Source organism: Actinomadura fibrosa, assembly GCF_900659615.1.
GTDB lineage: Bacteria > Actinomycetota > Actinomycetes > Streptosporangiales > Streptosporangiaceae > Spirillospora > Spirillospora fibrosa.
Genome location: NZ_CAACUY010000106.1, coordinates 1 through 12,395 on the forward strand (window position 1 = coordinate 1; position 12,395 = coordinate 12,395).

Below are 12,395 nucleotides of genomic sequence, written 5' to 3' on the forward strand. Positions count from 1 at the left end.
TACACAGCGCTGATCAGCGGCCGTCAGCGGACCCTCAGCCGCCCCGAAGCGCTCCCCGGCACAGTCGGTCACGTCAACGCGACCGCGGACGGCGGCCTCGGGCTGCTGGACCTGACGGAGCCGACCGAGACCGCCGTCGCCGCGGTGTTCGCGCACACCGCCGTGCTCGCGGGCCGGGAGGGCAACGCCGAGCCGCTCGCCGAGGCGGGCCGCTTCTTCGGGCGGCTCGCGCACCTGATCGACGCCGTCGAGGACGTGGCCGAGGACCGGGCGGCCGGCGCCTACAACCCGCTGCTCGCCACCGGCACCGCTCCGGCGGAGGCGCGCCGGCACGCCGAGGACGCGCTGCACGGGCTGCGCCTCGCGCTGGCCGACGTCGAGATGGAGAACCCGCGCCTCGTCCGCGCCCTCCTCGGACGGGAGGTGCGCCGCTCGGTCGACCGCGTGTTCGCCGCCTACCCGGGCGCGCAGAGCCCGTACCCGCCGCCCGGGAGCCCCTCGTACCGGCCTGGCCAGTACCCGCCTCCGCACCAGTACCCGCCGCAGGGCGGGCACGGCGGCGGGGGCTGGGAGCCTCCGCACGGCGGCGGCGGCGGTGGCTGGGGCGGCGGGGGCGGCGATTACGGGCACCGCCCGCCGGGCCGGCGGCCGGGCTGGCCGATCCCGTGCCTCACCGGGACGGCGGTCTGCGTCACGTGCGGGGTCTTCCAGCCGGAGTGGAGCGACTACCACGGCGAGAGCTGCGGGGAGCGCTGCTGGTGCACCCGCCACTGCGACGGGAGCTGCGACTGCGGCGGGTGCGACGGCAGCTGCTGTGACTGCTGCAACTGCTGCGACGGCTGTGACTGCTGCGACTGCGGCTGCGACTGCTGACCGCCCCGGGCCCGGCCGCCCGGCCTTGACCAAGCGACCGTTTGGGTGACAGTCTCGCGGACGTGGTGAGCGCGACGTTCGCGGGACTGCTGCTGGACCGGGCCGACGACGAACACCTCGGGCTGCTGTTCGAGGACGAGCGCCATACCTGGGCGGAGGTCGTGGCGGCCGCCCGGCGCCGGGCGGCGCTGCTGCCCGCCGCGTGCCCGGCCCCCCAGGGGCGCCCCCGGCACGTCGGCGTGCTGCTGGAGAACGTCCCCGAGCACGTCTTCTGGATCTGCGCGGCGGCCCTCGGCGGCGCGACGGCCGTCGGCGTCAACCCGACCCGGCGCGGCGCCGAGCTGGCCGCCGACATCGCGCACACCGACTGCGACCTGGTCGTCACCGACACCGCGCACCTCCCGCTGCTGGACGCGGTCCGCGCGGACCTCCCGCCCGAGCGGATCTGGATCACCGACTCCGACCGGTACGCCGCCGCGCTCGCCGCCGCGCCGGACGGGGCGGAGCCCGTCCGCGCCGAGCCGGGGGACCGGCTGCTGCTCCTGTTCACCTCCGGCTCGACCGGCGCGCCGAAGGCGGTCGCGTGCAGCCAGGGGCGGCTCGCCGACATCGCCGCGCACGCGGGCCAGATGGGCATCGGCCGGGACTCGGTCACCTACGCGGCGATGCCCCTCTTCCACGGCAACTCCGTCATGGCGAACCTCGCGATGGCCGTTCACGCCGGGGCGACCGTGGCGCTGCGGCGCCGCTTCTCCGCGTCCGGCTTCCTCCCCGACGTCCGCCGGTACGGGGTCACCTACTTCAACTACGTCGGGCGGGCCCTCGCCTACGTCCTCGCCACGCCGGAGCGCCCGGACGACGCCGACAACACCCTCCAGGCCGCCTTCGGCACCGAGGCGTCCGCCCAGGACATGGCCGGGTTCGCCGCCCGCTTCGGCTGCCGGATCATCGAGGGCTACGGGTCCAGCGAGGGCGCCATCTCGCTCCGCAAGACCCCGGACACCCCGGCGGACGCGCTCGGCGTCCCGCCGCCCGGCATGAAGATCGCCATCCTCGACCCGGGGACGGGCGCCGAGTGCCCCCGCGCCCGCTTCGACGCCTCCGGGGCGCTCGCCAACCCCGGCGAGGCCATCGGCGAGATCGTCGGCCTGGACGCGGCCGGGGCGTTCGAGGGCTACTACAACGACCCCGAGGCCGACGCCGAGCGCGTCCGCGACGGCAAGTACTGGAGCGGCGACCTCGGCTACCGCGACGCCGACGGCTACTTCTACTTCGCCGGCCGGGGCGCCGACCGGCTGCGCGTCGACAGCGAGAACTTCGCCGCCGCGCCCGTCGAGCGGATCCTGTCGCGCTGGCCCGCCGCCGTCATGTGCGCGGTCTTCCCCGTCCCCGACCCCCGGACCGGGGACCAGGTGATGGCCGCCCTCGAACTGCACGACGGCGCGGCCTTCGACCCGGCGGCCTTCGCGGCCTTCCTCGCCGCCCAGCCCGACCTCGGGACGAAGTGGGCGCCGCGGTTCGTCCGGATCGTCCGGGCGATGCCGCTCACCGCCACCGGCAAGGTCGACAAGCGCCCGCTGCGCCGCGTCCACTGGACGGCGTCCGAGGGCGTCTGGTGGCGGCCGGGCCGCGACCTCGCCTACGAGCCGCTGGCGCCCGCGCACGTCCGGGCCCTGCGCGCCGAGTTCGCCGCGCACGGCCGCGGCCACACGCTCACCGCCCTCTGAACGCCCGGCCGGGCCGCCCGGCGCGGGCGCGCGGGGCGAAATGGCCGGATCGCGCACGTTCGGCGACCCCGGACGTGCCGGTGCCCGTGTCTCAGTAGGCTAGGGGTGCCCCTTGAGACGATGGAGATCCCGGCCACCCATGAAGATCCTCACACCCCGCGTGCCGCTGCGCCGCCTCGGCGCCGTCGCCGCCCTCACCGTCGCCTTCGGCGCGTTCACCGCCGCGCCCGCGCTGGCGCACACCCGCCTGGTCAGCAGCACGCCGGGCAAGGACGCCACCGCCGGCCCCGTGACGGAGGTCAAGCTCGTCTTCAGCGACAAGATCAGCCTCGCCCAGGTGGTCGTCCGGGACGGCGCGAAGAAGACGTTCCAGGCGGGCAAGGCCCAGACGGACGGCACGACCGTGACCCAGAAGCTGACGGGCGCGCTGCCCGCCGGGTCCTACACCGTGGCCTACCGGGTGGTCGGCGAGGACGGGCACCCCGTCGAGGGCGCCGACCTGAAGTTCACCGCCACCGCCGCCGGCGGCGCGGGCGGCGACGCCCCCGCGACCACCGCGGCGACCCCGGGCGGCGCCCCCGTCGCGCGGGAGCAGACCGGAGCGGCCGCCACCGCCAACGAGCAGCCGCTCAAGGAGGACCAGGAGGACGCCGAGGCCGCCGAGGACGACGGCGGCTCGGGCACCGTGCTCTGGGTGCTGGTCGGCGCCGGCGCGCTCGCCGGCATCGGCATCGGCGTCGCGATCGTGTACCGCGCCAAGCGGAGGCACGGGGTGGCCGGCGCCGGTGAATAGCGGCACCGCGCGCCTCGTCCGGGCCGCCGCCATCGCGGCGGCCGCGGCCGTCGCGGTGCTGGTGGCCGGGCTCGTCCTCGGCGGCTCGGTCACCGAGAAGGTCATCCCGGGCCTCGGCGACGCGGGGGTCGTCACCCGCTGGGGCCTGCCCGTGTCCCGCACGGCCATGGACCTCGCGGCCGCGCTGACCGTCGGCGCCCTGCTCGCCGGGTCCGCGCTGCTGCCGCTGGAGAGCGGGCGCGGCCCCGGCCGGCTGTCGGCCGACGCGGTCGGCTACCTGCGCGCCGCGTCCTGGCTCGCCACCGGCTGGGCCGCCGCCGCGGCGGCCACCCTGGTGTTCACCGTCGCGGACGTGCTCGGCCAGCCGGTCGGCGACGTCCTCACCGGCAGCGAGCTGAGCAGCTACGTCGGATCGCTGCCGCAGGGCACCGCGCTGATGCTCGTCGTGCTGCTCGCCGTGGTCGTCGCGCTGCTGGCCCGCACCACCACCACGCCCGCCGCCGCGTTCGGGCTGCTCGCCATGGCGGGCGTCGCGCTGCTGCCGCCGCCGCTGACCGGGCACTCCGCGTCCGCGGCCAACCACTCCGTCGCGGTGACCGGCGTGGCCCTGCACGTGGCCGCGATCGCCCCCTGGGTCGGCGGCCTCGCCGTCGTCGGCGCGCACGCCCTGCTCGGCCGCGACCGGCTGCCCGTCATGGCCGAGCGGTTCAGCCGGATGGCGCTGTGGTGCTACGTCGTCGTCGGCGCCAGCGGCCTCGTCAACGTGATCGCCCGGCTGCCCGACCCGACCGAGCTCCTCACCACCGACTACGGGCGGCTCGCCCTCGGCAAGATCGTCGCGTTCGCCGTGCTCGGCTGGTTCGGCTGGTGGCACCGGACCCGCACGCTGCCCGCCCTCGCCCGCCGCGAGCCCTGGTCGTTCGCGCGGCTCGCCGGGGTCGAGGCGGCCGTCATGGCCGCGACCATGGGCCTCGCCGTCGCGCTGGCCCGCACCGCGCCGCCCGCGCCCGCCGAGGAGGAGTCCCCGGTCAAGGCGCTCGTCGGCTACGACACGCCCCCCGAGATCAACCCCGTCCGGCTGCTGACCCTGTGGCAGTTCGACCTCTTCTTCGCCGCCCTGGCCGCCGCCCTCGCCGGGCTCTACGTCGCCGCGGTGGTGCGGCTGCGGCGGCGCGGCGACTCCTGGCCGGCCGCGCGCACCGCCTCCTGGTTCATCGGCCTACTGTCCATCGTGATCGTCACCGAGAGCGGGATCGGGAAGTACGCCCCGTTCCTGTTCAGCGTCCACATGGCCCAGCACATGGTGCTGAACATGCTGACGCCGATCTTCCTCGTGCTGGGCGCGCCGGTGACGCTCGCGCTGCGGGCGCTCAAGCCCGCGCGGGTGCGCGGCGACCGCGGCCCCCGCGAGTGGCTGACCGTGGCCCTGCACAGCCGCCTCACGGGCTTCATCGCGCATCCCGCGGTGGCCACGATCATTTTCGTGGCCGGGACGTTCGTCCTGTACTTCACGTCGCTGTTCGAGTCCGCGATGCGCAACCACCTCGGGCACATCGCGATGACGGCGCACTTCCTCCTCGCGGGCTCGCTGTTCTTCTGGGTGCTGCTCGGGGTCGACCCGGCGCCGCGGAAGCTGCCCTACCCGGGACGGCTCCTGCTCCTGTTCGTCACGATGCCGTTCCACGCGTTCTTCGGCATCGCCCTCATGAACCTGAGCCAGCCGCTCGCGCGCGGCTGGTACAACGCCGTCCACCCGCCGTGGGGCACCACGGTGCTGCACGACCAGCACACCGGCGGCGCGATCGCGTGGGGCTTCGGGGAGATCCCGACCTTCATCGTGCTGATCGCCCTCGCGTTCCAGTGGTACTTCGACGACACCCGCCAGGCCCGCCGGATGGACCGCAAGGCCGACCGCGCCGCCGAGGCCGGGGGCGACCCGGCGCAGGACGAGCTGGCCGCCTACAACGCGCGCCTCGCGAAGCTCGCCGAACGGGACCGCGCCGCCAAGGCCGCCAAGGCCGCGAAGCCCGGCAAGGCGGCCAAGCCGGAGAAGGCAGAGAAGGCGGACGAGACCGCAGGCGCCGAGAAGGCCGCCGACGCGGGCAAGGTCGCTGACGTCGGCAAGGCCGACACGACCCCGTCGTGAGACCGACACCAGCCTGACGTAGACGCCGGCTCAACGCGGACGCCGGCCTGACGCGGGCACCGTCCCGAGGCGGGCACCGGCCTGACGCGGACGCCGTTCCGGCGCGGGCGCCAGCCGGAGACCGTTCCGGGGGCGGATTCGTCCTCCCCCGCGCGGGGGAGTGGCGGATCGCCCGGATCTGCGACGATCGTGGGGTGTCCCGCCTCCTCCGGCCGCTGATCACCCGGACGACCTGGCGGCGCTGGTCCCATCTCGTCGTGGGCGGCGCGCTGCTCATGCCGTACTGGTTCCTCGGCATCGGCCTCATCCCCACGCTGCCCCTCGGCAGCGGCGTCGTGGAGGGCACGGCGGCCCTCCTGGTCTTCCCGGTGGCGGCCACGCTCGTCACCGGGCTCGTCCCGACGGTGCGGCTGCTGGAGGGCTCCCTCGCGAAGGAGCTGCTCGCCGGTCCCGCCGCGGGGCTCGCGCCCGCCTCCGCCCGCTCCTGGGAGAGCCGGCTCCGCGCCTCCGCGTGGTTCTCCCTGCACCTGCACGTCGGCGTGGTGATCAGCGGGCTCAGCCTCGCGGTGCCGCCGTTCGCGCTGGTCCTGATCGCGGCGCCCGCGGTGGACTGGGACGACCGGCTCCTCGACTCCTGGGGCTGGCAGGACTCCTGGCCGCAGTGGCTCGCGCCGGTCGCCGGGCTGGCCGGACTCGCCGCGCTGCTGGCCGCGATCGTCGTGGCGGGCGGCGTCCTCGCGCGGCTGGCGCCGTGGGCGCTCGGCCCGTCCGCCGCCGAGCGGCTCGCCGAGCTGGAGGCGCGGGCCGTCCGGCTCGCCGAGCGCAACCGGCTGGCGCGGGAGCTGCACGACTCGGTCGGGCACGCGCTGAGCGTGGTGACGCTCCAGGCGGGCGCCGCGGGCCGGGTCCTCGACACCGACCCCAGGTTCGCCCGCGAGGCCCTCGGCGCGATCGAGGAGTCGGCGCGGGCCGCGCTGGAGGACCTCGACCACGTCCTCGGGCTGCTGCGGGACGACCGGTCCCGCACCGCGCCGCAGCCCACCCTCGACGACCTCGGACGGCTGCTGGAGCAGACGAGGATCGCCGGTGTGCGGCTCGACTCCACGGTGGAGCCCGCGGTGGCGCACGTGCCCGCGGCGGTGTCCCGGGAGGCGTACCGGATCGTCCAGGAGGGGCTCACGAACGCGCTGCGGCACGCCGGGAAGGTGCCGGTGCGGCTGCGGCTCGGCGTCGAGGCGGAGCGGCTGGAGATGGAGATCAGCAACCCGCTGGGCGCGTCCCCGGCGGACGGCGGGCACGAGGGCGGGCACGGCGGAGGGCAGAGTGGCGGGCAGGGCGGCGGGCACGGCGGCGGACGGGGGCTGGACGGGATCCGCGAGCGCGTCACCGTCCTGCGCGGTGCGATGACCGCGGGCCCGGACGGGACGTCCTGGCGGATCCGGGTGTCGCTGCCGCTAAGGTCCGGAACATGACGATCAAGGTGCTGCTGGTCGACGACGAGCGGCTGATCAGGGCCGGGCTCGCGGCCCTCATCGGCGCCGAGGACGACCTGACCGTGGTCGGCGAGGCGTCGGACGGCACCGAGGTGCCGGGGGAGGTGTCCCGGCTGCGGCCCGACGTCGTCCTGATGGACGTGCGGATGCCGTGGCTCGACGGCATCCAGGCCACCCGGCGCATCCTCGGCACCGTGCCGGACCCGCCCCGGATCATCGTCGTCACCACGTTCGAGAACGACGAGTACGTCTACGACGCGCTGAAGGCGGGCGCGAACGGCTTCCTGCTGAAGCGGGCGCGGCCCGAGGAGATCCTCCAGGCGATCCGGATGGTGGCGCACGGCGACACCCTGCTGTTCCCCGCGGCGATCCGCGCGCTGGCCGCCCGGCACGGGCCGGCCCCGGACGGGGCCGCCGCCCGCTGGCACGGCCGGCTGACCGAGCGGGAGGCGGACGTGCTGCGGCTGATGGCGAAGGGCCGCTCCAACGCCGAGATCGCCGCGGAGCTGTTCGTCAGCCCGCAGACGGTGAAGACCCACGTCGGCAACGTCCTCGGCAAGCTCCAGGCCCGCGACCGCACGCAGGCGGTCATCCTCGCCTACGAGACCGGCTTCATCACTCCCGGCTGACCCCGGGCTGACCGCGGGCGCGCCCGGTCAGGGCGTGGCGAGGTTGGCGGCGAGGGCGAGGAGGTCGGCGCGGGCCGCGCCCTCGCCCCGCGGGCTGATGAGCAGATCGGTCGCGCCCGCGTCGGCGAAGCGGCGCAGGGCGTCCGCGACCTCCCGCTCGCCGCCCGCGACGACCGTCTCGTGGACGCCGGACAGCCCCTGCCGGTCGAGGTGCGCCCGGTAGCCGGGGAAGGACGACGCGAACCCGAGCTGCTCGGCGAGCTCGCGGCGGACGCCGTCCGGGTCTCCGGTGAGGGCCGCGACGACGCCCGCGAGGACGCGCGGCGCGGGGCGTCCGGCCGCGTCCGCCGCCTTCGTGACGGACGGGCCGATGTGGTCGGCGATCGCGTCCGCGCCGGTCCAGGTCGTCACGACGCCGTCCGCGAGCTCCCCGGCGACCTTCAGCATGGCGGGACCGAGCGCCGAGATGATCACGGGCGGCGGGGTGGCGCCGGGCGCCTCCACCGTGCCGTGGGCGGCGAGGGTCTCGCCCTGGTAGGCGACTTCCTCGCCGGCCAGCAGCGGCCGCAGGACGGTCAGGTACTCGCGGACGTGCCGCGCGGGTCGCGCGTAGGGGATCCCGTGCGCCTCCTCGATGACCTGCCGATGGCTCGGGCCGATGCCGAGCGTGAAGCGCCCGCCGGTGATCGCCTGCGCGGTCAGCGCCTGGCCGGCGAGGGCCAGGGGGTGGCGCGGGTAGGTCGGGACGACGGCGGTGCCGACCTCGATCCCGGGGGTCTCGCGTCCGGCGACCGCCGCGGCCATGACCGCGTCCCAGCCGTTCAACTGGCCGAGGAAGAAGCTGCTCAGGCCCGCGTCGGCCGCGGCGCGGGCCTGCTGGGCGAGCTCGTCCAGGGGGACGCCGCCGGCGAGGGAGAACAGTCCGATGCGCATGGGGGCTCCTAACATGAATCGGATATTCCGGTTCCGTTACGGAGCCAGGGTAACCTGAACCACGGGTTCCGGTTGCTGCGAGGGGAGAAGAGCGGTGCGAGCCGACGCGCGACGCAACCGCGAGCGCATCCTGGACGCCGCGCTGGCCGTGTTCGCCGCGCGGGGGCCGTCCGCGGCCATGGAGGACGTCGCCCGGGAGGCGGGCCTCGGCGTCGGTACCCTCTACCGGCACTTCCCCGACCGGCGGGCCCTCGTCGAGGAGATCGCCGCCCGCTCCCTCCAGGACCTCCGCGACGAGCTGCGCGACCTCCGCGCCGGGGGCGGACCGTGCTGGGACGTCCTGTCGCGGACGGTCGCCTTCTGCGTCGGGCAGCCGTTCGCCCTGATCAAGTCGCTGGCCGAGGCGAACGCCGCGCCGGCCGGGCGCCTCGCGCTCCAGGACGAGGTCGACGATCTCCTGATGCAGATCGCCGAGCAGGCCCAGCGGGAGGGGGCGGTCCGCCGCGACATCGAGCCCAGGGAGGTCGTCGATCTCCTCAGCACGGTCGTCTGCCGCCCCGGTGCGCGCACGGACGACGCCCTCACGAAGGTCGTCCTGGACGGCCTGCGCGCCCCCGTCCCGGCGCCCGTCCCGGAGCCTTCCTGAGCGATCATCGGACCCCGCTTACACGTCGTTTACCTGCGGCTCGTTAGAAAGAAGACACGAGCCAAGAAGGAACGCCGATCGGGGGATCATGGACGCTGTCACGCTGGCCGAGCTACGCAAGCCCCGCGCCTACCCGGCCGTGTCGGTGCTGATGCCGACGCACCGCGCCGCGCCGGGGAACCGCCAGGACCCGATCCGGCTCCGCAACCTCCTGGCGGAGGTGCGGCGCCGGCTCCAGGGCGACCCGCGCGTCGCGCCGGACGCCGCCGACCAGGTCGTCCGCGGGCTGGAGCGGGCCGCCGCCGAGGTCGATCTGCGGCACGCCGCGGACGGGCTGGTGCTGTTCGCCGCGCCCGGCGGCGAGCGCCACGCCTTCACGATCGGCCAGCCGGTGGACGAGCGGGTCGTCGTCGACAGCGGCTTCGCCACCCGCGACCTCGTCGCCGCCTACACGCGCGCGCCGCGGTACTGGCTGCTCACGCTGTCCGACCAGCGGGCGCGCCTGTGGGACGGGCAGGGCGAGGACCTCACCGAGCACACCGGCGACGGCTTTCCCGCCGCGCCCGACCCGATCGACGAGGCGGGCTCGGGACGGCAGTCGCCGCGCGGGGCGCCGGCGGACGGCGAGCGCCACCGCCAGGTCATGCGCGAGGTCGTGGCCGCGGTGGAGCGGGTGATGGCCCGGGACCGCCGCCCGCTGATCGTCGCGGGCGTGACCCGCCACCAGGTGTTCTTCGACGAGATGGCGGGCCCGCACACGACCGTCGCCGGGCGGGTGGACGGCAGCCACGAGGGCGCGGCGCCGAGCGCGCTGATCGAGGCGGTCCGTCCCGCGCTGGCGGCCTACGAGGACCTGCGGGAGGTCGGGGTCCTCGCCGAGCTGGAGGCGGCGCGCAGCATCCAGCGCTACGCCGGGGGGCTCTGCGAGGTGAAGCGGCTGGTGGAGGAGGGCCGCGGCGAGCACCTGGTCGTGGAGCGCGGCTACTACGCGCCCGCGGTGCCGACCGACGGCGAGCTGATGCTCGTCGAGGGCAGGCCGGGCCTGCTCAAGGGCGCGGACGTCATCGACGACGCCGTGGACGACGTCATCGAGACGGCGCTGGAGTACGGCGGCGAGGTGACGTTCGTCTCCGACGGCTTCCTCGTCGACCACGACCGCATCGCCCTCGTCACCCGCTTCTAACGCCGGCTGTCGCACGCTGGGTCGCGCCAGGCGACCCAGCGGAGCGACCACGCCTCGCCCGGGCGGGGCCGCCATCCGGCCGGGTGGGAGGGCCAGGACGCCTCCGTGGACGTCCCGGCGGGCAGGGGCACCACGACCATGCAGACACCGGATGCGGGCGCGTGGAGGCGGCGGGTGTCCGCCACGTCGATGCGCGTCCACCAGGTGGGGTAGAGCAGCATGGTCCTGACCCGCCAGTCGAGCGCCCGGTCCATCACCACGCCGCCCACCGCCGGGCCGGGTAGCGGCGGGGCGGGCTTCACGCGCTTCGGCGACGGTCCCATGGCGAACGTCAGCGCCGCCAGGTTGACCGCGGCCAGCGCGAGGGCGAGTGCGGCGGCGGCCCGCGGCGGACGCGGCAGCCTGCCGAGCGCGGTGAGCACGGCGAGCAGGCCGATCGCGGCGATCGACGTCTCGGGCAGGTGCAGGCCGGTGCGGTCGCCCGTCAGGAACGTGGTCTCGGGGAAGTCGAACGCGATGAACGCGTGCGTCCGCAGCCGGTCGCCCGCATAGGCGGTGACCCACGCGCCGGTGCCCGCCAGGACGGCGACGGAGGCCAAGGCGCGCCGCACGGCCGCGCGGGCGCCGGGCCGGATCAGTGCGGCGGCGCCGGCGAGCGCGTAGGCGAGCGCGACGCACGACAGGTAGCGGCCGTAGGCGAAGTTCCCGACGCGGTGCTCGTCGGGGAGCGCGGCCGACGAGGCGTAGGCGACGCCGAGGGTCGCCGCTAGGAGCACGGCGGCCATGGCCCGCGCGGGAACGGGCGTCCGGCGGCGGACCAGGGCCGCCACGGTCACGGCGAGCCCGACCCCGGCCAGGCCCCACGTCGAGACGATCAGGTACCAGACCTGCCCCGCCGCGCCCGACAGCGCCCACTGCTGCCCGCTGGACGTGGTGAGCCGCGATGTGAGGTTCGCCGCGAGGTCACGGGTGCCGCCGGGATACAGCTCCGCCCGCAGCCGCGCGTTGAGGACCGTCCCGGCGGCACGGCCCGCGGCGGCGACGGCGAGCCCCACCAGCGCGGCGCGCCACCCGGGCAGCGCCGCACGGAGACTCGCGAGCCGTTCCGCGAGCCGTCGTGTGAGCCGCGCCACCCGCCCTGCGGCGAGGGGTGGGTGTTCCGCGAGGCACCGTGTCCGTCCGCCCGGCGGGGCGTGCTCGTCCGCCGCCTTCCGGGCCTTCGGCGAGAGACGGCCGGTCAGAGCGGACAGGGCGGTGACCAGCGGGACGGCGGCGAGCGCGGCGGTGTGGACGGCCAGCAGGACGGTGCCGCGCGAGTGGACGGTCGCCGCGAAGGCGGCGGCGAGGCTCGCGAGGGCCGCGTCCGCCGCCCGGCCGTGCCGCGCGAACCGGTCCAGCGCCAGCAGCCAGCCGAGGACGAGCGTGGGCAGCACCGCGTCCGCCAGCGCGAACGCGCCGAAGAACGTGGTGGCCGGGAGCAGCGCCGAGCCCCACGCCAGCGGCAGCGCGGACCGCCGGGCGAGGCCGAGCCGCCGCGCCGCCGCGTACCCGAGCGGGAACAGCGCGGCGCCGAGCACCGCGTTGATCACCATGACGGTCGTGTAGACGGCCGCCGGGTCGTGCGCGAACCAGTACGCCGGGCTGAGCAGCAGCGGGTAACCGCCCTGGTAGAAGGTGTTACCGGAGAGGTCGCCGCCCGGGCCGCCGGCCAGCCACCGGGCCGCGACGAGGTAGCCGGTCTCGTCCGGGTTCGCCACGGGCCCGGTCCGCGCGCGGGCGAACCACAGCCGGACGCAGACCTGCGCGACCGTGCCCGCCACCAGCAGCCACGGCAGGGCGGCGGACCGCCGCGGGACGGGCGCGGAGCGGGCGGGCGGGACGGAGCGCCGGAACGGTGCGAGCACGAGCGTCATGCGCCCCACCGTCCCGGCGGGCTGTCATGATCGTGTGCGGGAAATGTCCGGATCTCGTG

Annotated in this window: 9 protein-coding genes and 1 pseudogene; 8 read left to right on the plus strand and 2 right to left on the minus strand. The window is 76.0% G+C overall.

What is annotated here, in order from left to right; genetic code table 11:
- The 6 genes and pseudogenes from E1300_RS50395 to E1300_RS28585 all read left to right on the plus strand — a co-directional run.
- Nucleotides 1-873: pseudogene (locus tag E1300_RS50395) on the plus strand (DUF5685 family protein); the annotation flags it as partial.
- 62 nt (nucleotides 874-935) lie between these two features.
- Nucleotides 936-2,600, plus strand: a complete 1,665-nt coding sequence (locus E1300_RS28565) for an AMP-binding protein (RefSeq protein ID WP_207400003.1) — start codon at nucleotides 936-938, stop codon at nucleotides 2,598-2,600.
- Nucleotides 2,601-2,739: 139 nt separating this feature from the next.
- Complete coding sequence (locus E1300_RS28570; RefSeq protein WP_131760188.1) at nucleotides 2,740-3,393, plus strand: copper resistance CopC family protein; 654 nt, start codon at nucleotides 2,740-2,742, stop codon at nucleotides 3,391-3,393.
- A complete protein-coding gene (locus E1300_RS28575) occupies nucleotides 3,386-5,539 on the plus strand; it encodes a bifunctional copper resistance protein CopD/cytochrome c oxidase assembly protein (protein WP_131760189.1) in 2,154 nt (717 codons plus the stop codon). Before E1300_RS28570 ends, E1300_RS28575 begins: the two co-directional genes overlap by 8 nt.
- A 194-nt stretch (nucleotides 5,540-5,733) precedes the next feature.
- Nucleotides 5,734-7,011 carry a sensor histidine kinase gene (locus tag E1300_RS28580; protein WP_242619449.1) on the plus strand — a complete coding sequence of 426 codons (1,278 nt, stop codon included), beginning with the start codon at nucleotides 5,734-5,736 and terminating at the stop codon, nucleotides 7,009-7,011.
- Complete coding sequence (locus E1300_RS28585; RefSeq protein WP_131760190.1) at nucleotides 7,008-7,661, plus strand: response regulator; 654 nt, start codon at nucleotides 7,008-7,010, stop codon at nucleotides 7,659-7,661. The genes E1300_RS28580 and E1300_RS28585 overlap by 4 nt, the downstream gene beginning before the upstream one ends.
- A 27-nt stretch (nucleotides 7,662-7,688) precedes the next feature.
- On the opposite strand, the gene E1300_RS28590 is transcribed toward E1300_RS28585, so the two are convergent.
- Entirely contained in the window at nucleotides 7,689-8,594 is a 906-nt protein-coding gene (locus E1300_RS28590; RefSeq protein ID WP_242619450.1) for a TIGR03564 family F420-dependent LLM class oxidoreductase, read from the minus strand.
- A gap of 94 nt (nucleotides 8,595-8,688) precedes the next feature.
- Here E1300_RS28590 and E1300_RS28595 point away from each other — a divergent pair, with 94 nt between their 5' ends.
- Entirely contained in the window at nucleotides 8,689-9,240 is a 552-nt protein-coding gene (locus tag E1300_RS28595) for a TetR/AcrR family transcriptional regulator (RefSeq protein ID WP_131760192.1), read from the plus strand.
- An 88-nt stretch (nucleotides 9,241-9,328) separates the two neighbouring features.
- A complete protein-coding gene (locus E1300_RS28600) occupies nucleotides 9,329-10,423 on the plus strand; it encodes a baeRF3 domain-containing protein (RefSeq protein WP_131760193.1) in 1,095 nt (364 codons plus the stop codon).
- Here the strand turns inward: E1300_RS28600 and E1300_RS28605 are convergent.
- Entirely contained in the window at nucleotides 10,420-12,336 is a 1,917-nt protein-coding gene (locus E1300_RS28605; protein WP_131760194.1) for a hypothetical protein, read from the minus strand. The two genes, E1300_RS28600 and E1300_RS28605, sit on opposite strands and share 4 nt — an antisense overlap.
- Between the last annotated feature and the right edge of the window lie 59 nt (nucleotides 12,337-12,395).